Origin of the sequence: Sphingobacterium alkalisoli (assembly GCF_005049105.1) — a bacterium.
GTDB classification, from domain to species: Bacteria; Bacteroidota; Bacteroidia; order Sphingobacteriales; family Sphingobacteriaceae; genus Sphingobacterium; species Sphingobacterium alkalisoli.
In genome coordinates this window covers 876865-903525 of sequence record NZ_SUKA01000002.1, presented here as the reverse complement: position 1 = coordinate 903525, position 26661 = coordinate 876865, and the positions used below count along the sequence as shown (strand labels likewise).

General features: G+C 38.3%; 31 protein-coding genes. 11 read left to right on the top strand and 20 right to left on the bottom strand.

The window, feature by feature from the left end:
• Positions 1–126 precede the first annotated feature (126 nt).
• Positions 127–591, top strand: a complete 465-nt coding sequence (locus FAZ19_RS09570; protein WP_188876084.1) for a hypothetical protein — start codon at positions 127–129, stop codon at positions 589–591.
• Between the two features lie 151 nt (positions 592–742).
• Here the strand turns inward: FAZ19_RS09570 and FAZ19_RS24235 are convergent, their stop codons facing one another.
• The 4 genes from FAZ19_RS24235 to FAZ19_RS09550 all read right to left on the bottom strand — a co-directional run bounded on the left by FAZ19_RS24235 (position 743) and on the right by FAZ19_RS09550 (position 3564).
• A complete protein-coding gene (locus FAZ19_RS24235; RefSeq protein ID WP_229707360.1) occupies positions 743–1159 on the bottom strand; it encodes a type IV toxin-antitoxin system AbiEi family antitoxin domain-containing protein in 417 nt (138 codons plus the stop codon).
• Entirely contained in the window at positions 1072–1518 is a 447-nt protein-coding gene (locus FAZ19_RS24230) for an AbiEi antitoxin N-terminal domain-containing protein (RefSeq protein WP_229707362.1), read from the bottom strand. The genes FAZ19_RS24235 and FAZ19_RS24230 overlap by 88 nt, the downstream gene beginning before the upstream one ends.
• 267 nt (positions 1519–1785) lie before the next feature.
• Complete coding sequence (locus FAZ19_RS09560; protein ID WP_229707363.1) at positions 1786–2097, bottom strand: hypothetical protein; 312 nt, start codon at positions 2095–2097, stop codon at positions 1786–1788.
• Between the two features lie 240 nt (positions 2098–2337).
• Positions 2338–3564: an ATP-binding protein gene (locus FAZ19_RS09550; protein WP_136820467.1), complete on the bottom strand. Its 1227-nt coding sequence runs from the start codon at positions 3562–3564 to the stop codon at positions 2338–2340.
• Between the two features lie 540 nt (positions 3565–4104).
• On the opposite strand from FAZ19_RS09550, the gene FAZ19_RS09545 reads away from it, so the two are divergent.
• Positions 4105–4353, top strand: coding sequence for a hypothetical protein (locus FAZ19_RS09545; protein WP_136820466.1), 249 nt, complete (start codon positions 4105–4107; stop codon positions 4351–4353).
• 1 nt (position 4354) lies between these two features.
• Entirely contained in the window at positions 4355–4486 is a 132-nt protein-coding gene (locus FAZ19_RS24335; RefSeq protein ID WP_262709338.1) for a hypothetical protein, read from the top strand.
• Between the two features lie 192 nt (positions 4487–4678).
• Here FAZ19_RS24335 and FAZ19_RS09540 read toward each other — a convergent pair whose 3' ends face one another.
• Together FAZ19_RS09540 and FAZ19_RS09535 are read right to left on the bottom strand one after the other, a co-directional pair.
• Positions 4679–5434 (bottom strand): hypothetical protein, encoded by a 756-nt coding sequence (locus FAZ19_RS09540; protein ID WP_136820465.1) that lies wholly within the window; start codon positions 5432–5434, stop codon positions 4679–4681.
• A gap of 208 nt (positions 5435–5642) precedes the next feature.
• Positions 5643–6173, bottom strand: coding sequence for a DinB family protein (locus FAZ19_RS09535; RefSeq protein WP_136820464.1), 531 nt, complete (start codon positions 6171–6173; stop codon positions 5643–5645).
• Between the two features lie 43 nt (positions 6174–6216).
• Between FAZ19_RS09535 and FAZ19_RS09530 the strand changes: the two genes are divergently transcribed.
• Positions 6217–6444: a winged helix-turn-helix transcriptional regulator gene (locus FAZ19_RS09530; RefSeq protein ID WP_211245470.1), complete on the top strand. Its 228-nt coding sequence runs from the start codon at positions 6217–6219 to the stop codon at positions 6442–6444.
• A 109-nt stretch (positions 6445–6553) separates the two neighbouring features.
• Positions 6554–7351 carry an SGNH/GDSL hydrolase family protein gene (locus FAZ19_RS09525; protein ID WP_136820463.1) on the top strand — a complete coding sequence of 266 codons (798 nt, stop codon included), beginning with the start codon at positions 6554–6556 and terminating at the stop codon, positions 7349–7351.
• Between the two features lie 268 nt (positions 7352–7619).
• On the opposite strand, the gene FAZ19_RS09520 is transcribed toward FAZ19_RS09525, so the two are convergent.
• Both FAZ19_RS09520 and FAZ19_RS09515 read right to left on the bottom strand, forming a co-directional pair.
• Positions 7620–8138, bottom strand: a complete 519-nt coding sequence (locus tag FAZ19_RS09520) for an RpnC/YadD family protein (protein ID WP_136820462.1) — start codon at positions 8136–8138, stop codon at positions 7620–7622.
• Between the two features lie 164 nt (positions 8139–8302).
• Positions 8303–8611 (bottom strand): RpnC/YadD family protein, encoded by a 309-nt coding sequence (locus FAZ19_RS09515; RefSeq protein ID WP_136820461.1) that lies wholly within the window; start codon positions 8609–8611, stop codon positions 8303–8305.
• Positions 8612–9353: 742 nt separating this feature from the next.
• Here FAZ19_RS09515 and FAZ19_RS09505 point away from each other — a divergent pair.
• Positions 9354–10040, top strand: coding sequence for a hypothetical protein (locus FAZ19_RS09505; protein WP_136820459.1), 687 nt, complete (start codon positions 9354–9356; stop codon positions 10038–10040).
• A 211-nt stretch (positions 10041–10251) separates the two neighbouring features.
• The gene (locus tag FAZ19_RS23860) at positions 10252–10524 is read left to right on the top strand and encodes a hypothetical protein (RefSeq protein WP_169305574.1); all 273 of its coding nucleotides are present in this window, start codon (positions 10252–10254) and stop codon (positions 10522–10524) included.
• 86 nt (positions 10525–10610) lie between these two features.
• Here FAZ19_RS23860 and FAZ19_RS09500 read toward each other — a convergent pair whose 3' ends face one another.
• Positions 10611–11561 (bottom strand): PD-(D/E)XK nuclease family transposase, encoded by a 951-nt coding sequence (locus FAZ19_RS09500; protein WP_136820458.1) that lies wholly within the window; start codon positions 11559–11561, stop codon positions 10611–10613.
• Between the two features lie 220 nt (positions 11562–11781).
• Here FAZ19_RS09500 and FAZ19_RS09495 point away from each other — a divergent pair, with 220 nt between their 5' ends.
• From FAZ19_RS09495 to FAZ19_RS09475, 4 genes are all read left to right on the top strand, one after another.
• Positions 11782–12060: a hypothetical protein gene (locus FAZ19_RS09495; RefSeq protein ID WP_136820457.1), complete on the top strand. Its 279-nt coding sequence runs from the start codon at positions 11782–11784 to the stop codon at positions 12058–12060.
• A gap of 963 nt (positions 12061–13023) precedes the next feature.
• The gene (locus FAZ19_RS09485; RefSeq protein ID WP_136820455.1) at positions 13024–14055 is read left to right on the top strand and encodes a sensor histidine kinase; all 1032 of its coding nucleotides are present in this window, start codon (positions 13024–13026) and stop codon (positions 14053–14055) included.
• Positions 14052–14816, top strand: coding sequence for a LytR/AlgR family response regulator transcription factor (locus tag FAZ19_RS09480; protein ID WP_136820454.1), 765 nt, complete (start codon positions 14052–14054; stop codon positions 14814–14816). The genes FAZ19_RS09485 and FAZ19_RS09480 overlap by 4 nt, the downstream gene beginning before the upstream one ends.
• Positions 14817–14994: 178 nt before the next feature.
• A complete protein-coding gene (locus FAZ19_RS09475) occupies positions 14995–16023 on the top strand; it encodes a DUF6268 family outer membrane beta-barrel protein (RefSeq protein WP_136820453.1) in 1029 nt (342 codons plus the stop codon).
• A gap of 152 nt (positions 16024–16175) precedes the next feature.
• On the opposite strand, the gene FAZ19_RS09470 is transcribed toward FAZ19_RS09475, so the two are convergent.
• The 11 genes from FAZ19_RS09470 to FAZ19_RS09415 all read right to left on the bottom strand — a co-directional run bounded on the left by FAZ19_RS09470 (position 16176) and on the right by FAZ19_RS09415 (position 26563).
• The gene (locus tag FAZ19_RS09470; protein ID WP_136820452.1) at positions 16176–16625 is read right to left on the bottom strand and encodes a FecR family protein; all 450 of its coding nucleotides are present in this window, start codon (positions 16623–16625) and stop codon (positions 16176–16178) included.
• 435 nt (positions 16626–17060) lie between these two features.
• Positions 17061–17807 carry an SDR family oxidoreductase gene (locus tag FAZ19_RS09460; protein WP_136820451.1) on the bottom strand — a complete coding sequence of 249 codons (747 nt, stop codon included), beginning with the start codon at positions 17805–17807 and terminating at the stop codon, positions 17061–17063.
• Between the two features lie 32 nt (positions 17808–17839).
• Positions 17840–18835: an alpha/beta hydrolase gene (locus FAZ19_RS09455; protein ID WP_211245469.1), complete on the bottom strand. Its 996-nt coding sequence runs from the start codon at positions 18833–18835 to the stop codon at positions 17840–17842.
• A gap of 1 nt (position 18836) precedes the next feature.
• A complete protein-coding gene (locus FAZ19_RS09450) occupies positions 18837–20357 on the bottom strand; it encodes a GMC family oxidoreductase (protein ID WP_136820450.1) in 1521 nt (506 codons plus the stop codon).
• Positions 20358–20489: 132 nt separating this feature from the next.
• The gene (locus FAZ19_RS09445; protein ID WP_136820449.1) at positions 20490–21092 is read right to left on the bottom strand and encodes an FMN-dependent NADH-azoreductase; all 603 of its coding nucleotides are present in this window, start codon (positions 21090–21092) and stop codon (positions 20490–20492) included.
• Positions 21093–21100: 8 nt separating this feature from the next.
• Positions 21101–22177, bottom strand: a complete 1077-nt coding sequence (locus tag FAZ19_RS09440) for an alkene reductase (RefSeq protein ID WP_136820448.1) — start codon at positions 22175–22177, stop codon at positions 21101–21103.
• Between the two features lies 1 nt (position 22178).
• The gene (locus tag FAZ19_RS09435) at positions 22179–23054 is read right to left on the bottom strand and encodes a pirin family protein (RefSeq protein ID WP_136820447.1); all 876 of its coding nucleotides are present in this window, start codon (positions 23052–23054) and stop codon (positions 22179–22181) included.
• A 100-nt stretch (positions 23055–23154) separates the two neighbouring features.
• Positions 23155–23523: a DoxX family protein gene (locus FAZ19_RS09430; protein WP_136820446.1), complete on the bottom strand. Its 369-nt coding sequence runs from the start codon at positions 23521–23523 to the stop codon at positions 23155–23157.
• Positions 23524–23647: 124 nt separating this feature from the next.
• Positions 23648–24073: a nuclear transport factor 2 family protein gene (locus FAZ19_RS09425; protein ID WP_136820445.1), complete on the bottom strand. Its 426-nt coding sequence runs from the start codon at positions 24071–24073 to the stop codon at positions 23648–23650.
• A gap of 19 nt (positions 24074–24092) precedes the next feature.
• Positions 24093–25037: an amidohydrolase family protein gene (locus FAZ19_RS09420; RefSeq protein WP_136820444.1), complete on the bottom strand. Its 945-nt coding sequence runs from the start codon at positions 25035–25037 to the stop codon at positions 24093–24095.
• A 68-nt stretch (positions 25038–25105) separates the two neighbouring features.
• On the bottom strand, positions 25106–26563 hold the full coding sequence (locus FAZ19_RS09415; protein ID WP_136820443.1) for an aldehyde dehydrogenase family protein: 1458 nt from the start codon (positions 26561–26563) through the stop codon (positions 25106–25108).
• Positions 26564–26661: the final 98 nt, after the last annotated feature.

Genomic DNA, 26661 nt, shown 5'->3' with positions numbered 1-26661 from the left:
TACTTTTTTACGTAATGCGGATATAGAGATTGTTTGGCGAAGGGCGTTACAGTAAAAAAGTAGTTAGCGGCAATGTTAGACGACTCTACACGACCAATAGACCTAACAATTATAATAACATTTTGAATGAATAAAATCATAAACAATCTAATAAATCATTTATCAGAAAAACCAAAGACGCTTTTCCTTACAGACAGTTTAGGAGCAATTTTGACAGCATTTTTCCTGTTTGTAATAATGCGACTGTTTAACGAATATTTTGGAATGCCTAAAACAGTATTGACTTACCTTTCTGTAATAGCAATTTGGTTTTGTATTTATTCCTCCGCTTGTTTTTTATTTTTAAAAGGGCGTTGGACACCATTCATTAGACTCATTGGTATTGCAAACTTGGTTTATTGCGTGCTGACAGTCGGACTACTAATTAAGCACTACCCGTTACTGACAATAATTGGGACAACATATTTTTTGATTGAAATAGTAATTATTTGCGGACTTAGCTATGTTGAACTTAATGTGGCAACCAAAATAAAAAGAAGGGCTGTCTCTCCCGTTCTACTTTCGTCTACACTTCCTAAGACAATTTCGTGATTATGAGACAAATTGAAATTAGCAGATCTTTTGACGCTGTCCGCTTAGTTTTCAGTCTTACCTGCCCAATACATCACTGAGCTTTTTTAAAAGAGTTGTATGTTTTTCAGGTTTTTCCCCCTTCAGATCTAACAATAGCCGAACCTTTCTTTTATATATTTTCTCCATTGTCCATTAGTTCTTTTGGTACGGTGATATCATATTTTTGTACATAGGACCCTTTTTTTACCAAACTTCTGGTTCCCGAGCCAAGGTCGATTACCTCCAAGTTTAGATATTTTAGCCATGCATGCCCAGCTTTTTCGTCCATAAAAAGGAACAGGCGCTTCACCTTTACCGAACTGCAGTTCTCCAGTAGCGACTGTACAAGTTTTGGTCTAAGTCCGCCCATGCCTTCCAGCAGTTCATAACATTCGACAAGGTCGTGGCCATCTGAAACATATAGACATTCCAGTAGTGCCCAGGCAAGTCCCGATATTTTTATCGTGAAATTTCCTTTGGAAAAATCTCCATTCCCATATCCCTCGGCAAAAAGCCCGATGCACGGTAATCGATCTTTACTCCCCAATCAAACTCGCTGAACCACTTTGGAAGCTTCTCATCCTGCATCCCGAATAATATCAACTCGCTGATACCCATCTGTAGATAGTGCGACCTTCCCAAAAGTGCGATTGCTGACTTTCCCCCGATGTGTACCGATAGTCCTAGCTGGTTTTGCAGCGTATAGACTGGACCTTCTACCGACACTTGATCGCCAATACGTTTGACGGCTCCATTACCTACCGACTCCAGCCACCCGTTTTCCCGATAGCGTTGCTGTAGCGCATAGCTATATCCGTGACGTATGAGCCATACGCTGGTGAAGATAGTCCCATAAGGCTGTGAATGCAGAAGTAAATTTATTTTTGACGAATTTTTAATACTCACAGTATCAAAAACACGAAAAATATAAAGAAAAACAATATGATATTTAAAAAACATTAAATAACTATACTGTAAGTATATGAAAGTACAAAATTTTAAAATTACAAATTCGTAAGGGAAATCATTTTGGTAGGGTTATAACAACTTTCGGTAATTGCATTTACATCGTTCTTTTTCCCCGTGCTGTCGCCGGTATATCCAAATCGCTGGCGCGTGGACTTTGTCCCGTGCCTATTTAATATAGAAGGCGTCGCGATTGAGTGATGGGAATTAACAAAAACAGCCATCTGAAAATATCCAGATGGCTGCAATAGACTTATAAATAATGTCTAACCAATTATTTAACTTTTCGATTTTACTTCGCAGAGTCCTTCGGAGTTCCTCTATAGATACTCCAGTGCCTTCGGCTATATCCGCTATAGGAGTACCCATTTTTTTAAAACTCAATGCTATTTCAATAGCTTTTTTACGTCCACCTTTGGCAATGCCAAAGGCAAAAGCGTCCTCACGAGCCTCCTTCTTTGCATAGGCTATCGTGTTGACTGCTGACACCCAGCTTATCCTTGAAATACTGGATCTCATAGTTTTCAGAACCGCTTACTTTGTTTCGGTCGCTTTTTCCGTTTTTTTCTTTGTTATCAGCCATAGCGTTGTATTTTAACGTTTAATTCCACATAGGCCAGTGCCTATTAAGTATACAGCAAGTGGTAAATGAAAAAGTTTTCAATTAGGGAATAAAATGGGATAGGATTCCATTATTTCTCCCAATCTATATTTGTGAGGTTTTTTGCTTCAAGATAGGAATTCATTGTATTTTTTTATTTATAATTCAAGTAACCAATTAAACACATTCAGGTGCTTTACACCGTTACGATCTTGTGTAAATGAATCGGTGGTTAGTAAATATTTCGGATAGTTGTCATTGATTTTCTCCAATGAACCAAATTCACGTTCTACAGTCTTTTCACTGGATATTTCCCAAGCTACCTGATAATATTCTATATCGCCTGTTCGGGTTTTGCAAACAAAATCTACTTCGGCATTACGGGCTGTGCCTGTCCAGATTTTATTTCCTCTACGTAACAGCTCTAGATAAACGATGTTTTCTAAAATATGTCCTCTGTCGGTCGTACGTTCTTTGCCTGTCAAAACATTGAGCAAACCTGCATCAACTAAATAGTATTTTTCTTGTGTGGCTAATTGTTTCTTTCCTTTCAGGTCGAAACGGTTTACTTTATAAAACACAAAACTTGCTGTTAGGTATTCCAGATACTTTTCCACAGTGCTGTGGTGTGTGCTTTGTCCGTCCTGTTTCAAAGTCTTTGCGATATTACCAGGCGAAAGCGGATTTCCGATATTGGAAGCCACGAATTTAACAATGTTCCCGAAAGCTCGTTTGTCGTTAATCTGATGACGTTGGGTAATATCTTTTTCAACAATGGTGGTGTAAATGGCTTCTAAATATTCGTAAATTTTGTCAAAGCCTTCTTCACGTAATTCAACCCCTTTAGGTAAAGATGTTTCATTGATATAATCAAAACAAAAGGCTTCGTAATTGAGGTATTTATTGGATATATCAATATCTCTTGCCGTTAAGTATTCTTTGAACGAAAAGGGTAAAATAGAAATTTCTATATAGCGACCACTCAACAAAGTAGCTAATTCGCTCGAAAGCAAAAATGCATTTGATCCTGTGATGTAAACATCAACATTTTCGGTTACAAAAAGTCCGTCCACCAATTTTTCAAAAAGCGGAATGTTTTGCACTTCGTCTAAAAATACATAGTTGGGTTTGTCGGCTTGCAGTTTGTTTTTGATTCCGAAATAAATGTCGTCCCAATTTTTGTTCAAATAATTTTCGGGCAATTCAAAATTGTAGAATTGAACTTGACGTTTACCAACACCAAGTTTGAATAACTGCTCACGGTATAATTCCAAAAGAGTAGATTTTCCCGACCTACGCAAACCGCTCACTACTTTTATGAGATCTTTGTCTTTGTACGACAGCAATTTGTCTATATATTGCTTTCTGTTGGTGTATCTTGCCATAAGGCAAAGATATAAAGTAAATTATCAAAACCTGCATAAGTTACAGGTTTTGATAATTTTTAAAGAAGTTATAAAAACAGAAACCAACGGAAATAATTATCACAATTTACATAAAATACAAGTTTTGATGATTAATTGATATACTGATCAACTATGGAACAACTCCTGGAGGATTATATAGGTCTATTTCTACATTAAAAACTGGTGGTCGTCAGGGTGCTTCTCTGGTAAGTGGTGCTGGGGTTTAGCAGTAACATCTTCCCGTTACATTCCTGTTGAAATAGAGATAAGATAATGCCCCGCTCTCTTTACGCGTAAAATCCATCAAGCAAAACGGTGTAATCCGCCTCAGAGAATATAGATGAATTTCACCCTAATACAAGGAAAAACAGGAATTAATTTCAATGGCAGTGATATAATTGTTGTATCGTTATTCTCTTTACCTTCGTTATATTGATATTAAGAGCTTTGCATTTTAGCTGAACAACTTGTCATCCTCACCTTTGATAAACCTTGGTTGACAATTAAAAACAATATATTATGACATACAAAATAAATAAGTTCCTTCCGATTTTGGTGCTATTTGGATTGCTGTCCTGTGAAAAGGAAAAAATTCCCTCCGACATCAAATTCACGCAAAAATGTGACTTGTACGACCGAACAAAAATCTTAAAAAACATGCATGGAACGCTCCATTTTACGGACTCACTACCGACAGGACCGTTACCTGAGCCTATTTTTATCATATTCACAACATCAGAAGGACTTTTTCCAATCACGGTATTGTAACATGCCACGTGAACTCCAGATGTCAGAGGAAGAGTCAAAAGATATTACGTTCGGCGGTCGCATGGTGGTTTACCCTGACAACGTTGACGCCACTTCTGCGCCAATGGAATTGGATTATTTGAAATTTGAATAACGCCTTAAATTAAATAATTCCGACTAACATGTTAAATCACGGACTAATACGCAGATCTGGAAGGATCTACTTACAAAAGAAAAGGAAGCCTTGGCAATTCGATAAGCCAAGGCTTTTTTATGCTTCGGCTTCGAGGTCCTGGTCGAGATCAGCAATAGTATTGCACTTTACACTACCCGTAACTGCTGTTTTTTACCAATGTTTTCGTTTTTCTGTAATCAGTACAAAATGCTCTTTGTCGCTATTTTTTTTAATATAAGAAACGGCACTCATAATCATTCCATACCGATTCATAGTATTTACTCTCTTGCTTTCTTGAATCCATTGTTCATATTCCAGGTCAAGTTCCTCAACAGTAATGCAGGATTTTCTAAACTTGGTTAAGTCATAAACGTATCTGTCACCATTTGAAACTAATTCAGTTAAACTGATTGATTGTTTAAAAACTAGCGTCAACATTTGAATGAGGTCTTCTTGATTTTCTGCATATCCCGATTCAAAACCTTGTCCGCTAATATCAGTAACAAACGCTGCAATAAACTTTTCTTCATCTAACAAGATGTTTGCATCAATTGAGTTAGTTGCTACAAAATAAACATCCATAAACATATCAGCCAAGTTATCAAGAAGTGTTACGGAAACGGTCTCTACTTCTTGACTATTTGGTATTTCTGCACCTTCAATATTGTTGTCAGTTGCCCATTGTCGACCTAAAAAACGGCCTAACTCTTGGATAACTTCATCTAATTTTTCACCATTGTCCAGCCTTTTTGTTAAATCTTGTATTAATGGCGTAGTCCGTTTATTGAAGTCCAGAAGATATGTTGGCTGTCCGTTTTCATAAATAATCCATTCGTCACTAGAAAGTTCATAAAAAGGATTTGCTCTAAATTCGCCGTTAGAGTTTTGAAATAAGTATGATTCGGTCTTTAAGATAACGGTCTCCATAACATTGTGCCTAACTACCTTTTTATCGCATTAGTGTATCCGCCAATCATTCTGTATATCCGAATGGCGTAAAAGGTTCATGTAAAAATAGCATAATTCTGTTTTATAACATGATATATCTTCTAGTAGTCGATAGAACCCCAAATCAAACCGTGATATCCAGCTACCAAACGACTAAAAAAACTTAGTTATTAGCGGGTCATTGTTGTTACCATCCCTGCGGTTGATTTTTGTCTGCCCACCAGGAAAATCCCGTTATCCCTTTTGCTTTTAAGCGCTCAATGATTTGCGCTGTGTGATGTTGGATATGCCTTATGTTATTTATATGAAGCTCCAATCGGGTATATGGATACCATTCAAAGCCTGATTTATCGTTAAGAGGAAGTGCTTCAATAGTAGTCTGCAAATTGTTTGTCACCTTGTCGACAAAAGATAATACTTCTCCTTTTGTATGAAATCCCTCAACTTTTATACCTTCATTAACATTTTCCCAGTCCTGCAAACCGCCAAGGCTTTCTGCTCCTTCAATAGCATTCTCGAAGGGAACATAACTTTCGTTGTTTGCTCCCAAATAGTATTTTGTTGCCCACAAAACGTGATAGGTAATTTGCCAGTTTGGATTGTTGTATTCATCATTATTCCATTTTTCGTCAGGAACTTTTCCCACCGCTTGTCGAAGCATACCAAGACTTGCCTTATACTGTGAAGCCAGAATTTCTGTAATTGTTTTGTTGTCCATTTTTTCGCATTTTTATATAATCCAACAAAAATAAAATGGTGTTGTGACAACTGTGTGTCATAAGTATAGTATACCCGGAATTACGCCAAAGGCCATGGCCAAGGAATTGAAGGATTTGGAGCAACATAAGCTCATTCAGCGGATTGTGACCAATGATTATCCGGTAAAAATCACTTACAGATGGACACCTTATGCAAATACGTTGATACCTATCATTGATGCACTAAAAGAGTGGGAAATAAAACATCGGCAGGAGGTGTTAAAAAAGTAAACATTTCAACAGATGTGAAAGACTACCTAATGTAAATCTGATCACCGCTTGCGATTTTAATATCGCTAATGTAACTTGCTTGCTCGAAATATGTATAATAAACATTGCAATGACAAAAAACTCATCCAGACGTTCCTTTCTGCGTTCGGCGGCTATAGCTGCAGTCGCTGGCGGCCTACCACTTCAAATAGCTAAATCATCGGACGTTAAAGATGCGACCTGTTTAGAGAAACAGGCAAAGGGCATGACCATTTTATTTCAAGGAGACTCGATCACCGACGGGAAGCGCGGAAGAAATGCCGATCCTAATCATATCATGGGTCACGGATATGCATTTTCGATTTCAAGTCGCTGGGGCGCAGATTTTCCGTCAAGTGATTTGCTATTTTACAACAGAGGAATCAGCGGCAACACGATTACTCAATTGCAAAGCCGCTGGCAAACAGATTGCCTTGACCTGCATCCTGACGTACTAAGTATTTTAATTGGTATAAATGATGCAGCCAAGTTCGTAGAGAACCCTCCTGCAGAAGCAAAAGAAATTTACGTTCAGGCATTTGAGGATTGCTACCGTAATTTGTTAGAGCAAGTGCGTAAACACGATCCCAATACCCTAATTGTACTAGGCTTACCATTTTTAGCGCCAGTTGGAAAGATCAAGGAACATTGGAATTCTTATCAGCCCATGGTCGCCAAACTAAGTGACAGGGTGCGAAATCTCGCCGTAGAATTTGATGCTGTAGTTATCGATTTTCAGCGGGTGTTTGAAGAGGCAAGAAAAAAAGCACCAGATGCGTACTGGATATGGGACGGTATCCATCCTACAGTGCCCGGGCATGAATTAATGGCCAGAGAGTGGATTACACAAGTAAGTAAACGCCTGAAATTTCTAAAAATATACAGCTAGTCGGACAAGACCCTTCGTGCGGGCAGACTGCTCACTTCATTATCAATCCTGTCAAGCAGTCCCAATTGAACCCACTTCAGTTCGAGCGACACATTAGGGTCGGACGACAATCTCCGCTGTTGTCGCCGGTATAATGCTAATCGCTGGCGCGTGGACTTTGTCCCGTGCGAATTAATATATAAGGCTAGACCTATACATATCTATTTTGGTAAAAAAAAAGCGTCCTGAAAATCAGAACGCTTGCTATATCTATCTAAATTGGAAAGCTCTACACCAAGCTATCAATTTCCTCAATGGATAGGCCTGTTCCTTTAGCTATATCAGCTATAGACACCCCCATTTTTTTGAATTCTAAAGCTATCGTACGTTTCTCGGCTTCAGCCTTGGCTCGTTCTTGCTCTAACAGCTTCTCAGCTTTTGCACGCTCTTGATTTTTAGCCTTTTCCAATAAGTATTCTCGTGTTCCCATTGTAGTATTCCTTCCGGTTTTTACTTCTACCTCTTTCTCAAAGATAGTAAACATTGTTTGATTTTTAAAACTCACATAACGTGCCAAGAAGTCGTATATCCCCTGCCGCGTGTCCTTATCCATCTCACGCTTGATCATCTCTGCATAGAGATCATGCTTGATCTCTTTCAGCTGTTCATCGGTAACATTACGGTGCAGTATAGCGAGCAGCGCCGTGAGTACAACTACCGCAAAGGGATTGTCATTTGCCCGAAGTACGGCTTCGTCCTGATCCAATATCTTGTAACTATTGAATCTATAGGTAAGGCTTGTACCCATAAACTCCTGAACGTAAATAGCCGGACGGTAATTTCTATTTCCATCGGCCAGGATCGCGATGGCGGTAACAGGTACTTTGTATTTATCGGATATTCGGTAAAACCCTTCATGATGCCATCATGAAGGCTCTTGATGGCCTTTGAAAACAAACAATTCCAGAAAAACTATTCAAACATCCGCTGGGCGAGGTCGCCTTTTCCCTTGCTCGACTGTACCTCTACATGGCAGAGCACAAACTGCTCGCTCCCATCCCGGAGATAAACTTTTACGAGCTTATCCACATAACGCACCCCCTTGTTATTGGGTTCGGGTGGAAATAGACTCTCAAACTCCTTGTCCAGGTATTCAAACTCCCGGCCAAAGTCAAAGATTTCCCTCGCATCGGAAAAAAAGAAATTTAGAAAATGTCCAAATGTTTGCTCTATGATGGATTTCCATATCGGGTCGTCTATACGTCTTGATGATCGGCTCATACTTTTAGTTTATCGGTTTAATAGGTTAAAAATAACAATTAAAAATGATAAAAACTAACATTTTTAGCAAAAAAAACAACACAGACTCAAAACAGATCACTAATTTAAAAGAACAATAGATCAGATGGTTTCCACTTTTTTACTATTTTTACTATGTTTGGAACGGAGTTGTGATCAGACAAGGTTCTCGGCCTGCCGAAAGTAATATGCAAAGCGACAACAACGAATACCAGTAAAAACATAAATCTGACCAACGTAAAAATCAGACAGGAAAAAGAAAGAGATGATAATCCTGAAACTTGGTTTGAGAATTGGCACTTACATTTTGACTGGAATGGTTATGGTAATAACTGTTTTAAAAGACGAAAACCACATCTCGACAAGTTGTTTAGACACTTTGATATACTTGTTGACAAGACAAAAAGGCTGAAAACAGACTTTCAGCTATATTCAATTTTACTCGACTTTGCCAGTTGTAATGATGCATTATTCCTAAATACACCAAATCCGAATAACAGTCAATTTCCATTTACAATTGCAGACTTACAATCAACCACAACATTAACAAATAGACGGCTGGATGATTATATCAATAAGTTAGACGGCTATGGAAAGCTTTACGGACAAGCCGACGAAGCCTTCTGCCTAATATACAAGAAAAATGTAGAACAACCTTTTTGACAGAAGAAGAACTATTTTGGATTTCGTATATTAACAACGATTAATGTTTAATAGCATGTATATGCCGAAACTAAAAACTTGGATTATTCTTTTGTTCTTCCTTTGCATCACATGGTGGGTGTGCCGCAGTTGTTCCGCAGATACTCGAAATTTCAGAAAAGTATCATTTAGTGAAATTAAGCAACTTGAACGTGGCAAAATAACATCTTGGTCGAATGCAGACAGTTCAGTGATTTTGAAATATCTCTTTGAAGACTTGAATTTTTTAGCAGACTATATCATGTATGCGATGATAGAGGTGCGCAGCGGTGCAGATACACATTATTATCTCCGTCAAGTATCTACTCATACTAATGATGTAGTTTATTCTGATTCCCTTTTTGTATTTCCCAAACATAATGACGGCATTACTGGCTGGTACCATATCCATGCGAACGGCAGTTATAGCATGGATTACGATAGTACAAAGTGGCAAACAGTTTTGCTTGAAAGAGAAGATATTGCAGAACAGAACAAATCGGTAAATGGATTGCCCTATGGTACGTATAAACTTGAAGATAATAGTTTAGTGAGATTGAAAGATGGTGAAAATCCGTTTGTCAATAGAGATTCGGAAATTTACGGAATATTCTATGTTACTCCACCGGGAACAGGGCCAGTAGATATCTTCAATTTGGATTCTTTGAGTAAAATATTACTAAGTGATAATCATCCTGAAGTAATTAAACCACTCCGTGTCGCTGATTAACATCAAATTATGAATGCTATACGATGTCAGTAAAATCTTAAGGCTCCAAAAAACCAACATAACAATATGTTTTAAAATTCCTATTTTTACTATAGCCCATTTCGCCATTCGAACATAATAGATATTTGACGAACTGAACGAAATTAGCTCTTATAAAGAAAACGGAATTGTGGCACATAGTTACCCAGCACTCTTATCAAACACGTTACCAATGACAATTAAAAAATATAATATATTTCTTGACGACAAATTAATAGGAACGACCGAACTACTGCGTCCAACCACTAAAGGTAGTAAGCATAATATCCGGTATATGACTATCTTAGAATCAAAAAACCAGGATGATACGTATGTACTAGAAACCGATAGCACAGGTCAGGCTATAGATATCTTTGAAATCTCCTCCAAAATTATGGTGGACATTGTATGTTTTCGTATTTACTTTCCGATACAATTTTTTGTGAACACTGAGATTGCTGATTGACACTCCCCACAACCACGCACTCAACCGAATAAAAAAAAGCCATCTGAAAAAATCCAGATGGCTGCACTAACTTATAAATGTCTAACCTATTCTTTTAACTTCTCGATGTCTTCAATGGAAAGCTTTGTAAACTTCGCAATCTGCTCGATAGGGAGACCATCTTTTTTCATTTCAAGTGCTGATTCTAATTTTTCAGCATAGGCTTTTGACTCGGCTTCAACAAGCGCCTCCTCTAATGCTTGCTGCTTCTCCAATAACGCCCGGCGATCTTCTTCGTGTGCTCTTCGCTCTTCTTCGTGTGCTTTTCGCTCTTCTTCCTGAGCCTGTCGAACGGCTTCCGCGTCCCATTTGCGCTTTAAACTGATATCATACATATATCGCTCCTCCTTTGTCAATTTTGCGTAGCTCGCCAGCTGGAAAAATCGCTGGAAAACGCCCGAATTCAGTATCCGGGGCAACTTTTTTAACGTGGACATATTCTTGAGCATAAAGAATACCTTGTCCAGCTCGCTCTCCAACTCTGCTTCGCCTTTTACAAAGTTAATGAGTTCCATGTAAATAAATCCTAATCCTTCGTAAAATATTTCCCCCGAGTCTCTATCGCACAGGCAGATATCATGTAAATGATCCCTACTGCTGCTATCGGGCATATGGAAGCCATCCATCAGTACAATGGTGTACACTTCGGGAAGGGAGTATGCCCAGCCTCTACGGTTACCATGGGGAGCTTTGTCCGAAATAACCTTGCTCGCATAATATAGCATCCGCTTCTTGAGATTCGAATGCCGGCTGGTCTGCATTTCGATAATGATCTCCTGCCCCGTACTGGTCTCGACCATCAGATCGAAGATAACCGTACCGATATCCTCTGCTGCCCCGACCCGCTCGGTATCACGGTAGGTAAGGTCGACAATGACCTTGCGGCCCCGGAAGATGATGTTGAGAAAATTGATAAGATTAATCTTATCGCCAAATAACCGTTTGAACCCCTCATCAGTAGTAGGATCAATGAATACGGGATTTTCTAATTCTTTCATAATTAAATAGTGTTTACGTTAACATAAATAAATTGATTAAGCAAACATCTAAAAAACTAAAAATATTAGCCGTACTATAAACGCTTATAGTCGTTTATAAGCGTTTGAAAACGGCTATAACATCTGCGGATTTAAAGCGTGTAATGCTAAGTATAAGTTAAGATCAGCGTGCAATACCCTGTTTACCGCGCAGGTCTACCTGCTACTGGGCACTGTGGAGTTGGGCTACCACTTCCCTACCCTTACCATCCATAAGATGGCCAAGCTGCCCTTTATCCCCGCCCCGCGCTATGCACACGATAAGAAGCATGCCTTTGATGTACACCGGCAGATCCGAGAGGATGTAAGCATGACGCAGCGGGCGCCCTACCCCCAGGAGCATGAGCTATCTACTAAGATGGATTATAATTTACAACGCTTTCTTGAATGCGCAAAACCAGATGTACATGAAGGCTTTGTCTATAGCGTTGGGTTTCATAAACATATTCATTGCACCTGAGCTTCCGCAACTAAGCTCAGCAACATTTTCCCTCGTTTTTACTTTCGGTTTCCTATTTCTGATTGGAGTCTTGATAAGAAAAGGATTTGATTGGATGAAATATGTATTGTTGGCGATGATGGTTTTTGGCATGTTAGCGTCCTGAATCAGAACGCTTGCTATATCTATTTAAATTGGAAGTTTTAGACCAAGCTATCGAGTTCTTCTGCAGAGAGTCCTGTAAAACGGATTATCTGCTCTAGTGGAAGCCCTTCATTCTTCATTTTTCGTGCAGATTCTATAGCCTTTTTACGCTCACCTTCGGCCAAGACCTTCAGAAAGCGCTTCCTTTTGAGCTTGGACTAAATTAGACGCATGCGCCTCTTCTAATTCCTGCTGCTTTTGCTCTAACGCCTCCTGCTTCGCCAATAATGGTTCTTTTTAATACCAATTATACATGCTTACTTCTTTTGGAGTCGTCAAATACATTGATGGAAGGTAAAATATATGAAGACTTGGAGTTTACTGAAGAATTCTCAGTGGAGGATTGGAATGCCCTAATTGACTTAAAGTTTGGTAAATACTTTACCCACAAATCCATTTTTGAAAAAAACAAAGAACTTCTCAGGACAGAGATTATTTATTATATAAGATTTTGCACTAAGCCTGAATGCTGACGGGTAGTCTTTTTTATTGTCACAATTTGCCGATGTAAAAATGACTTTAAATGAAGCAATTTTAAAACACCAGGACAGACTTAATTCCATTACCATTAATGCGCTAATGTGATTGGAAGACCGGTGGGAACTGTGAAGATGACATACCCCTCACTCAATAAATGTCCTTAAGTCTGAAAAGTAACCGTCTAATACCAGAAAGTATAGCGGACACTTTGTTGCACATTCTGGCGTCTTCAAATATAGAATAGACCATTTGACCTTTAAAACTATATGGCCATGCCAATCAATTGAATATCTTTGTGCTATGTCAAATCAGCTTCCCATAAACGGTATAATACGATTGAACATAGTGGTCAGTTTCTTGTTTTCAGCATTACTCACTATATTTTTATTGGTGCTTAAATTTGATAATGTAATCTATCGATTTATTCAAGCCTTCGTTTTTACAAATTTGGTAAGCTTCGGTAACATGTGGCTATTATCTAGTTGGAATTCAAAAATTAGAGCTAAGAAAAAGAAATCGCCAAAGTTCAGCTTTTACGTCTATAGTTATATTGGGGCAATATTGGCCTGGTTTCTTGTTATAAGTCTTTATTCAGTTATTTTAGGAAGTGAGTGGGAAGGAAAAGGTGGGGCTTTAGAAGCAGCATATTTACTGGCAATATTAGCGATCTCGTTTTTTAATACGATAATATTACTTATTCAGTACCTTTTTATTTTTCAATATCGAAATGCAAAAAATGAAATTGAAAAGTTACAGTTGAAAGCCAATGTTAGTGATACGACCAATTTGCTATTAAGGCAGCAGATACAGCCCCATTTTCTTTTCAATGCTTTAACTACTGTAAAATCACTGTACAAACAGGACAGCAAACTTGGGGAACAGTATCTTGTACACCTTGCCAATTTTCTGCGAGTATCTGTCTCAGACCCCAAAGAACACAAAGCATTGGTTAAAGATGAGATCTCTTTTTGTCTGAATTACCTAAAGATGCAAAAGATTCGCTTTGGTAGTGCCATTGAATACGATATACAGCTAAATGATACAATATCAAGTAAAGGGTATCTTCCCTATTTCTCCCTACAGCCTTTGATAGAAAATGCCCTAAAACATAATGAACTGACCGAAGAAAAACCTATAAAAATAAACATTTATGAAGAGAATGGTTTTGTTGTTATATGTAACAACCTGCAGGAAAATACGCATAAGGAAGAATCAGCAGGAAACGGACTGTTCAACCTCAGGGAAAGGTACCAGTTGCTCGGCGAAGATGAAATAAGGATTACCTCAGATGAAAGCTTTTTTAAGGTTTATCTAAAAATATTGAAAATATGAAAATAATAATCATAGAAGATGAGAGAATAACTGCTGCTGATTTGCAGCAGACATTGAAACAGATAGATCCTTCGATTGAAGTTACTTCTATTATACATTCTGTAAGAGAAGGATTAGCATATTTCAGCGAAAACAAAAAACCAGATCTTATCTTTAGTGATATCCGTCTTGGTGACGGCTTAAGTTTTGAGATCATTAATGTGTTACAGGTGCCGGTCATCTTTTGTACAGCTTATGACGAATATGCTCTAAATGCCTTTAATGCTAACGGCATTGCTTACATATTAAAACCATTTACTGAAGATTCGGTCAGGGAAGCAATAGTAAAGTATAGAAATCTTGTCGGAACCGGGCAGCAAGAAATAATAGCCAAACAGTATGAAGCATTAACAAATATGTTTCCGCTCTTTTCTAAGCCCAAGATCTCTTCCTTATTGGTACATCATAAGGATATAGTGCTTCCGATACGGATGATAGATGTCGCTATGGTATACCTGAAAAACAACTTGGTATACCTATGTACATTCGATGAAAGGACCTATTATCCAAATAAAGGCCTGGACGAGCTGGAGCAATTGATGGGAGAACAATTCTTCCGTGTAAACCGTCAGTATCTTGTGAATAGAAAAGCAGTTACCCACGCATCCAGTTTACTCTCACGCAAGATGTCGCTTGCTGTTTCTGTTCCTCATGATGAGATTATTACCATCAGCAGGGAAAAATCGCCTCAATTTCTTAAGTGGTTGCAGGAAAGTGAATGATCTCTTAAATGCTGCTTTATTTTTATGGAGGCGGTTTCAATTATGTTTTTGAACGCCTCACGAACAAACCATAACAGATTACTTTTTCAGGATTATAAATTTGCTTCATCAATTCATTATTTATGTTAAGGATTTAAGAGTGGAATATATCTAAGTAAAATTTATAAAGATAAAAAATATGCAAAAATTAGGTTTGATTATTCTTTTGGTTATGGTATCTATCAGCTCAAATGCACAAGATATTTCTCTAACAGACCAACAAAGCACAGCAGATTCCATAAGAGCTGCTAATGTAGAGCAAGCAGCGCTTATATATCCCCGCATCCGACAATTTTCGATTACCTATGAAGAAAACAGTTTTGGAAAGATAACTTCCAAGTCACATGGAAATGGTATGTTCGAAGGAAATTTCCGTAGCTCCAGAGCCAAAATTAATTTCAATATGCCTGTTTTGCAACGTGAAAGTAATACGTTGGTTGGAAGTTTAGGCGTAATCCATCAGTTTTTCGAGTTGAGCGATTTAAAAAGTACGGAATCACAAAATCAGGTATATGACGATAATATTTACATTCCTATGGTATCAACTGGACTTACCTACATCAGAACACAGACTCTTTTCGAAAAATCGGTGACTTTGGTTGCTTCAGGTTCAGGTATCTTTAACCCCTCTATGGACAGAAGCCAGTTTACTTTTACTGGAATGGCTACTGTTCCTCTTATCAAGCGACAAAACACTCGTTTGACTGCAGGTGCAGTGGTATTAATAGATCCAGCCTCTCCTGTACCTGTGTTCCTCGTCGTTAATTATTTTCACAAGTTTAAAGAATGGAGCATGGACTTAATGATAGACTTGCCATATAGACTTGCCTTACGTAAAGAAATGACCCCGAAAACATCCCTTACATTTTTTAATGAATTGGAGGGCAGCAACTCCTTTTTCGATTTTGATACCGCTATCCCCCCTCTTCCTACTCAGAAACTTACATTGTCCTCACTTGAAATAAAGTCAGGTCTGATGGCGGAATACAGACTTACAAAAAAGGCCGTAATCAGTTTAAGTGCCGGAGCAAACTATATGGTGAATTCCAAAATTCGGCAGGGAAATTCTAAACCAAATGATTACTTCTTAGAGAACAAACATACACCGGTACCTTTTCTACAAGTAGGTTTCTCCTTGCTTCCTTTTTGGAAAGGACTCAATTTATAAGAGAGACATTTCGGCTAATCTTTTTAAAAGTGAACATTATCTTTCTCCGGCTGTATTCAGTGTTTTTCTTTGTTATTAATTATTGTAACATGCTATAAACTTATACTGATAAGTGACAATCTTGTTATCAATTGTTTAATAAATTTCTTATTTTAGGACGATGATTTTTTCCCCTCTATTTTAAATTGGGCATGACCTGCATCTTCTATGGCTTGTAGCACTCCTGATAATTTGTTGTTTCTAGACATCCAACCTCCCGATTCCATTTCCTCTGGCACAGAGGTATCGTAAACTACTTCCACATTATACCAGCGAGCGATTTTTCGCATCGCCGTTCTGAAGTCAACACGGTTCCCTTCAACCAACGTTTTAGCAGTCGTAGGTTCATCCCGATAACTATTCACGTTAAATTGGGTGCCCAATACTTCAATCTGCTGACCGTTACTCTTTACGATAAAAGGATGATCTTTATCTTTCGAAACTTCAAAATAGGCTTCACCATCTAAAATTATTTCACGAGTCTTCTTGATGAATTGTAGCGCAAAAGAGATCTTTGAATCCGCATTTAGCCAAACTTTAGTACCATCGGGCAAAGTGAACATATAGGTCTATCCTTTGGTTGTACTCGCAGTAAGTGTTTCATTTTGAATAGCGCTTTTAGCTTGATCATTAACTATACTTCCATCAACATAGGAAATCTGGTCACTTCCGATCACTAATCTAATGTGCAGACCGCTCAATTTTATAATAATACCGTTAGCTAGTGATATGGTGGCACCGTTTTTACCTGGTGTTAGGCTGTTCTTTACGATGGCTTCATGATGAGGAATCGAGGCAGTGCTTATAATAGTAGTTTACATATCGGGATATCGTTGTCGGCAACGATTTTGTAATGGTGCTTACTGCAAACCATTTATGTCGATGGCCACGACCGCTTTTTGATTATTGACGATATGGAACTTTTCCATATAGGAGTATCACTGAAAGATTTGGGCAAAAAGTTGCTATCAATTTTATTTTCCTTTTACTATTCTTGGTTATATTCGCCCCCCACCATTTACAATTATTTGTTGACCGTTTACCCAAGCACCTTCAGGACTTGCTAGGAATGCCACCACACCAGCAACATCCTCAGGTTCCCCCATTCTTCCTAAAAACATAGCTTGACCTATTCGTTCCAATTCTTCATTTGAAACTTCTTTTTGCATTAAGGGTGTTCTTGTAGGACCAGGGAAAACACTGTTCACTGAGATTTGACGAGAACCTAATTCTTGTGCCAATATTTCTGTAATTACTTTACCTGCGGCTTTACTTGGAGCATAAATACCAAGTCCCGCAGCAGGGTATAATGAACTTGTTGATGATATTTGAATGATTCGTCCTCCATTTCTAACATGTTTGGCGGCTTGCTGTAAAATGAAAAACGTTCCTTTATAATTTACGGAATTAATGCGGTCGAAATCGGATTCTACTACATCAATGATTGGGATTCCCATCATTCCTATACCAGCATTGGCCACCACAATATCAATACCGCCAAATTCGTCTATTACATCGTTAAATAGCTTGATGATATCAGGTACTACACTTACATCTGCCGGAAATCCTTTTGCTGTTCCTCCGGCTTCTTTAATTTCATTTACTACCGCATCGGCTTGATTTGAATCTCCCACATAATTTACGGCTATTGCGATTCCATCTTTAGCTAAACGGATGGCAAATGCACGTCCCATTCCTGTTGCTGCTCCTGTGATTAGTGCTACTCTTTTTGCTGCTGTTGTCATACTTATATTTTTTTAAATTTATTTTTTAAATGCTAAATAGATTGGATTACACGGATGTAATCAGCCATCGCTTTCTTAGATATTTTGGCATCCGGTGCGATGAATTCAAAGCCATGTGGTGCTCTTGGATGTAAATGAAACTCAGTTGGAACACCTGCTTTTGCAAGTCTTGTTGCATATTCTATATTTTCGCTGCGAAAGATATCCAAGTCTCCAACTGAAATAAAAGCTGGTGCCAAATCTTCAAACTGAAGAAGACGACTAGGTGCAGCTACGGCAGTAACATTATTTTTATCATATTCTTTACCGAGTGCCGCATTCCATCCCGTGTAATTGTTGTCATACGTCCAAACAGCAAAAGGCAATAATTGCTCATCGGAAACAAGATTACGATCATCCAACATAGGATAAATCAGAATTTGATGCGACAGTTGAACCTCACGGTCACGTGCAAGAATTGCGACAGACGCCGCAATACCACCACCAGCACTGTCTCCCATAACGGCAATTCGGCTTTTATCAATTTCCAAATCATCAGCTTGTTCTTTTAACCAATTTAAGGCACTGAATACTTCTTCTACTTGCTGTTCAGCATTCAACTCTGGGGAGAGATGATAATCTACAGAAAGAAAAGGAACACCTGAGAGGTAGGCAAAGCGAGAAACAATTTGGTCATATAGTTCTAATGAACCTGAAACCCTTCCACCTCCATGAACGTAAAGTATGGCTGAACCAGATTCAACTTTTGTTGGTGGAATATACCAACGTAATTTAATTTCTGTTCCTATACTGGCTTTGATAAAAAAATCTTTGGTAACAACCTCTGGATTAACAGGGAACTGCTTACCGAGATTGCTATAGAATTGATTCAGATTTTCTCGTAGCACTTGCCAATCGCCTCTTTCCGGAAATTGACCAGAAGGATGCTGTGCCATAAAATTAGCCATTGCTTGTCCAATTTCAGGATCCAAACTATATCGTTCCTTTATTGGTGTTGCAGTTTCTTTGTTTAATTGATTATTTTCCATCTTAGTTTAGTATTTTGTGGGCTATTTTTTCTGCAACAGCAATCACAGTTATATTTGTGGCTGCCGAAATAATATCTGGAAAAATAGAAGCATCGACTACACGAAGTCCTTCTACGTGATGCACTTTGCCTTCCAAATCAACCACTGCTTCTTTAGAATTTAGGCTTCCCATTGGAGCACTGCTTGTGGGGTGGGCATAACTCGCTATGCTTTGTTTGATGGCTACTTCCAGTTCTTCATCCGTTTGCACTGAAATACCCGGAGCAATTTCGGAATGAATAAAGTCAGAAAACGGAGCAGTTGCGGCAATCTGCCTTGCTATTTTAGCTCCTTCAATCATTCGTTCCGTATCTCCTTTATCATTAAGAAAGTTGAGATCAACCTTTGGGTTACTATTTGGGTCTTTAGTTTCTATCCACACTTTTCCTTTTGAAGTTGGCGTGGTTACCGCTACTCCTAAAACAAATCCCATTTGTGTAGGGCTGTATTCATCAGGAAAAAGATGCGTAGCCGTGATGTGAAGGTCTAATTCTCCTTCTTTGGCCTTGGAGGTTGAAGTCCATAACTTGGCAGCGATTGGTGGCGACTTGCTTTCGACCATTTCCTTGTGTAAAGCAAAAGCCGCATAATGGAAAGGATGGTCTTTTATATTTTTACCAACTGGAAGATCGGCAATGACTGGTATAGAAAGTTGTTCCAAGTCTTTTTTGTCTCCAATTCCAGATCTTAGTAATATGGCAGCACTTCCGTAAGTACCACCAGAAAGGATAATTTCGTTAGCAAAAAACTCTTCGCCATTTGCCAATACAATACCAATCGCTTTTTTATCTTCAAATAGAACTCGGTCAACAATGGCTTGTGATACAATTGTCAAATTTTCACGTTCCCGCTCTTCATTTGAAAGGTATGCCATTCCGGTATTGACCCGTACACCATTTACCACGTTCATTCTGTAAGGGCCAACTCCATTGGCTTCGGCACTATCAAAATCTTCGACAAGTTTGTAGCCAACATTTACCGTTGCATCAACAAATGCCCTTTGAACCGATGTCAAATCGTTGCGTAATAGTTGGCGAACAGGTAGTGGTCCATCAAATCCGTGGAGCTCTTTATCTCCGGAATCGCTTTTTTCCAACTTTTTAAAATAAGGAAGCATTTCTTCGAAAGACCATCCGGGAAGATTCCAGTTTTCAAAATCTTCAGGACGAGCTCGTAGTGCAACAGCACCATTGATAGCAGAGCTACCGCCCAACACTTTTCCTCTTGGCAAATCGATTTTGTTACCATAAGTAGTTGGTTCCGATTGAAACCCCCAGTTGTGTTCTGCATCACCTCCAGGGTTGTTGGCACTTGAAATGGCACTTGGATACCCCCAAGAAGGGTAGGCGTTGCCACCTTCAATTAATAAAACATGTTGATTATTTTTTTCGCTCAAACGTGACGCCATTACAGCTCCTGCTGAACCGCCACCTACTATGATAAAATCATATTGTTTTCTGTCTGAATTTTGTGTTGCTGACATTTTTTTGATTTTTAATGATTTGTTAGTTCAAAATTACATTCAACAGGGTGTTGATAAAGATGACAAACAATAAAAAAAACTGTTGACATTTATCAATAATTTTGCAACTACCGTTTTTTTATTTAATGGACTTTAATCTAAAACACTTAATTTTTCTAAAGCCACTTGCATTGCATTGTCTTTAAGTGCGGAAACCGAAACTCCTTCGATACGGAATGCGGTAATATCGGTCATTCCGAAAAAACCTAAAGAGGTTCTTAAGTAAGGTTCGATAAAATCAAATGCCTTATAATCACCTTCACTGTAAACACCACCTGATCCAATGGCAAGGAATACTTTTTTACCCTGAATTAAGCCCACAGGGCCATCAGCCGTATAAGTAAAGGCTACTCCAGCTCTTGCCAAATAGTCTATCCAGCTTTTTAGTACCGCAGGAATTCCGAAATTATACATAGGAGCTCCAATGACGATGATATCAGCATCCAGCACTTCTGCAATTAATATGTCTGAAAGTTTAATTAATTCTAACTGCTCTGCTGAACGGTTTTCCGGTGGGGTATTAAAAGATTGAATATGAGTGCCAATAAGATAAGGTACTATTTCTGTGGTAATATCTCGTGTGATGATAGAGGCTTTTTCATTTTTTGCTACTAGTTTTTTAACGATGGAGTTACCCAATTGTATGGTTTGAGAAGCTTCTCCTCTTGGACTTGATATGATATGTAAAATTTTCATTTTTCCGTTTATAAAGTTGGATAATCTGTGTAACCTTTTTCATTTCCGCCATAAAACGTAGCACGATCCGGCTCGTTTAATGTTGCGTTTTGCTCAAAACGTTTCGGTAAATCAGGGTTGGCGATAAAAGGCACACCGAATGAAATGATTTGGGCAATTCCTTTTTCTAATTCTTGTTCGCCTGTTTCGCGAGTGTATCCTGCATTGGCAATTATTAGATGTTTGGTTAGTGTTCCTAATGTTCCCATCACATCTCTAGGATATTGTTCCAGACCCTCCTCTGGAAGAAACAACGCATTCATCAGGTGGATATATGCTAGAGGCAAGTGGTTTAATTCTTTAATCAAATAAGAGTAAGTCGCAATTGGGTCGCTATCGAGAATACTATTAAACGGTATGCTTGGAGACAGTTTGATGCCTACTTTGTCTTCTCCGATAGCTGCTGCCATTTCCTGCATTACCTCTAGAATGAATCGACTTCGATTTTCTATGTTTCCACCATATTCATCGGTTCTTTGATTTGCACTTTCCGCTAAGAATTGATTAGGGAGATAGCCTGTAGCAGCATGCAATTCTACTCCATCAAAACCTGCCTTAATAGCATTTATAGCAGCATGCTTATAGTCTTGAACTATATGTTTGACTTCATTTGTTTCCAAAGCTCTTGGTACTTCGTATGCTTTCATACCTTGTGAAGTAAAATGTTGTTGTCCCTCAATAGCAAGTGCTGATGGTGCAACAGCTAATACACCATTTCTATCAATGGAATGTCCCACACGACCTGTATGCCAAAGTTGGGCGAAAATTTTGCCTCCATTTTGGTGTACGGCATCGGTTACTTTTTGCCAGCTTTCAATCTGGGCTTCCATAAATATTCCTGGCGTAAACGGACTCCCTTTTGCTTGTTCTGAAATGTTGATTCCTTCTGTAATTATCAAACCAGCACTTGCTCGTTGTGTATAGTACAATACGTTTAAATCGTTTACCGTTCCATTATTTTCTGACCTGGCTCTTGTCATTGGAGCCATTGCCATACTGTTGGACAAGATTAAATTTCCTATTTTTTTTGGTTCTAATAATTTCATTTTAAGCACTTTTTTTAATTGATTTAATTTGACCATATTTACCTGCATAAAAATCTCTGTAAGCATCCGCTATTTCTCCTAATGAATTCATTACAAAAGGCCCTTCGGCAACCATTGGTTCTGTGTATTCTTCTCCACCAAATAAGATAATGTCAATGGCTTTTTCGGTCGTGTTTTTTATTTCAATTTCTCCTGCTTTTCTGCCAAACTCTACAAATTCACCTGCTTGAAATTCAGTATCGTTAAGAAGTGCATTTTTTGTTGGTAAGAAAGCTGCAACTTCTATTTTATCTTTTATGCTAATTGAAAACTGTTTATCAGCTTCCAAATGAATATGGTATAAAAACTGCTCGGAATAATTAGGTATTTTTGAATTTAATTCTTCATAATTCCCTATTATAACTTTTATCCAACCCTTTTGATTTTGCAGTACTTTTTGTGGTACTTCATTGGCTTGAATGGCCATGTGTTCAGGGTTTTCGGCTTTGTTTTTTGCAGGCAGATTGATCCAAAATTGAAAGCCTTCGATAAATTTGCTATCTGTTTGGGAATCATAATTAAAGTTTTCATCATGTATAATCCCATTTCCGGCTTTCATCCATTGTGCACCGCCTGAATAAATCTTACCTCCGTTACCAGCACTGTCAAAATGTTCTACCTCGCCTTGAAGTATGTATGTTAAGGTGGCAATACCTCGATGTGGATGAGCACCCATACCATTTTTAGTGATTGTTTCTTTAATTGCCGGTGCTACATAATCAAGAAACACAAACGGGCCTACTTTATTGGCGTACCGATTGGGTAACATTCGATTGATACTTAGAGGACCTAAATTAGCTCTGTTTCCTTTTGTTGAAAAACTCGTTTCCTTTTTCATATCTTCACGTATTATTTTTTCGCGGTAACAAATGCTATTACCTTTTTGATTTTAAGTATTTTCACTTTGTAAACTCTGTTTTTATGGCGATTTTATAGTTTTATTTGGTTACTTTTAATTTGTTCTGAAAGTAAAAGGATACACCTAAAATCACTAAAAATGTGATTGGTGTGGCTGATACAGATGCCGGATCTCCACTAGCAAAATGAGCTATAAAAGCAGAAACAAATGTTAATGCAAACCCGAAATAAGCAAATGATTTAATTTTATTTGGAACCTGTGGAATGATTAATGTTAGTGCTCCAAAAACTTTCAGAACCCCAAGTTCAATTCTGAAATAATCTGGAAATCCTAAATGTACGAATGCTGCTTTCATGTCTGGATTTGAAAAATAGCCATAAGCACTAAATATCATCATAGCACTAATAATTCCCGTTGTTGCCCAATAAATAATTTTGTTTGTCTTCATTTTTTCTAATTTTTAGATGATTAATTTTGTTGATTTTTTGTAATGTAAAATTCAGGCAGAAACACTCCTTAAAACGATGCGATATGATAAAAAAAAACGTTGACAAATGTCAACGCTTTTTAATTTACCAGGTTCGGTTTTCTCCCCATTTGAACCTTGCTTTATCCTCTCCAGTATAGTCGGGATCAAGATAAATGTGGACACTAGCAATCAGATTATCCCGAAATTTGAAAACGTTGCAAAAACGTCCGCCAGGTGTTTTGCCTCCTTGCCAATCTTTACCCGAAAGTTTTCCTTTTGAGGTTCCTTCAACAATTACAAAATCGCCTGATGGCATAAACTTCAGTTGATCATAATCGTGTTGGATAAATTCAAGACTTCCATCGAATCCTTTTATCATTTCAAAAAAGGATTCTTTTCCAAATCCAAATCCAAATTTTGGAAAATATAGTTCAACATCTTCATGAAATAAGTCAAGGACTTCCGGACTACCATTATCTACTCTGACGAAATATTCACCAGCAACTCTAATTTTTTCTTGGTCTGTCATAATTTTAGTTTATTATTAATTATTTAAATCTTGGAAATAATTCTAGTGCATTGCCACTAAAAATTTTTTGTTTCTCCACTTTTGAAAGGTTGAAGCTATTTTCTAATGCTACTTTCCCTTTCAAGGCTATATCATTGCGTACATAAGGAAAATCTGTTCCGAATAGTACCTTATCTAAGTCCGCTACATGCTTAAGGTTATTAATGACAGGATCAGACCATGCTAATGCTGTATCCCAGTACAGTCGGCGAAAAGTTTCCGCGAAAGTCCCTGTAATCGAACTGTCTCCCATGATCTGCATTTCATCCACTATGGCAAATCGTCCAGCCAAGTAGGGTGCAGTGCCACCGGCATGTGAAAAGATATATTTTACATCCGGCGTTTCCGCAAAAGTTCCGCCATAGTGCATCTGTGCAATTGCTCTTGTGGTATCACTAGGGAAATCAATGAGATTATCTGTAATACCAAGCGTATGTGCTATGGGATCTGGAGATGCATTTGGATGAATAAAGACGGTTGCTTTACGACGGTGTAATTCTTTAAACAACGGTTTCATCCTTTTGTCTCCAAGGTAAATGCCTTGTGAGTTAGTGAAAAGCACCACTCCGTCAAGTTTAAGCACATCAAGGGCATAGCAGATTTCTTCAATAGCATCATCTAAGTTAGGCATCGGAACACTTGCCAATGCTCCAAAACGTTTTGGATGCTGTTGAATTAGTGAGGCTGCAAAATCATTGCATTCTCTTGCTAATCTCTTTGAAGCTTTTGAATCGAATAGTTGGATTCCGGGTGTGCTGATGGATGTAATGGCGATATCAATTCCCATTTCATCCATAAAAGCCAAGGATTTTTCAGTAGTCCAAACCTGTGGCTTTGAGCCTCCAACAGGATTTTCTTTATCATTTGTTGCCTCGTAGAAGAAATTCGGCAACATGTGATGGTGTGTATCAATAGTCAAACTCATAATTGTCAGTTTAAAATCAAGTACAAAATGCTAATTACAGCACTTTGCACTTGAAAATATTCAATTTATTAAAATGGATATTGTTGAGGTGTGCTACGGGAATTGATCCAAATCATTTCTGTAAAATCTTCCAAACTATGAGGACCAGTACGACCCCAGCCACTATTTTTAACTCCACCCATAGGAGCATGAGTTTCTTCATTTACTGTAGGAGAATTTACATTAACCACACCATGTAGTATTCTTGGAGCCAACTCAAACCCTTTATAAGTATCATTGGTAAAAATGGATGAAACCAAGCCATAATCAGTGCGATTTGCAATTGCAATTGCTTCCTCAACAGTATCCACTGCTTCAACAATTACTAAAGGACCAAAAGTCTCCTCGTTAGATGCAATAGCATCATAAGGGACATCTGTTAGGATAGTAGGATGGTAAACAAGGCCTTCGTTAAAACCTCCTGCTTGGACTTTAGCACCTTTGCTTACAGCATCCTTAATACGTTCGCTTACAGTATCAACAGCAGCCTGATTGATTAGCGGACCTATTATAGTTGTGGGGTTTTCAGGATCTCCAAATGGTAATGCATTGGTTCTGGCAATAAATTTTTCAAGGAATTCATCATAAATCTTACGTTGAATGATAATTTTTCTAGTATTCATACATATTTGACCCTGATGAAAGAAAGAACCAAATGTAGCTGCCTTTACAGCATCATCAACGTTTACATCATTTAAGATGATCATTGGGTTGTATCCTCCCAATTCAAATACTGTTCTTTTCAACGTTTTACCAGCACGTTCTCCTAAGTATTTTGCCGTTTTAATACCTCCAATCAGATTGATTACTCTTACGTTTGAATCCTCGAATATAGCATCAGACAATTCACCAGCTTCCCCTGGAGCATGTGTAACCACGTTTATGACACCGGGAGGAAATCCTGCTTCTTCAGCAATTTCGGCAATCATCAGACCTGCTGAAATGGGAGCATATTCAGATGGCTTAACAACAACGGTGTTTCCTGCAATTATAGGGGAAATTACAGTACGCCAAGAAAGTATGCTAGCACCGTTCCAAGGTGTAAAGCTAGCTACAACGCCTAAAGGCCTGCGAACACCTATCGAGAAGGAACCGGGTACATTGGTTTGCAATACTTCTCCTTTATTTTCATAAGCCCACCCAGCACCTAATTCTAAGCTTTGGGCAAGTAAATCTTGCTGAAATGTGGCAAATGAAATAGTACTACCTGTCTCCTTTGCAAGGATTTCAGCCATTTCAGAACGTCTTCTTTTGATGATTGCAGCTGCTTTAAATAGCAGTTCTGATCTTTGAGCAGGAGTTGTAGCTGCCCAAGCAGGGTAAGCTTTTGCTGCTGCATCAATCGCGATTTGCATATCCTTTTTGCTGGCTGCTGCAATTTTGGCAAAGACCTTACCGCTATAAGGTTCTAGGTCATCAAATGTCCGACCGTTTTCTGCATCTCGCCAGACGCCGCCAGCATAATACTTATACTTTTTAACTTCCATGATTTTTAAATTTTAGAGTTATTTTTAAATAAATTTTATCCTGTAAAATTGCGACAGGAACTTGCCTTAAAACGATGCGATATGATAAAAAAATCCGT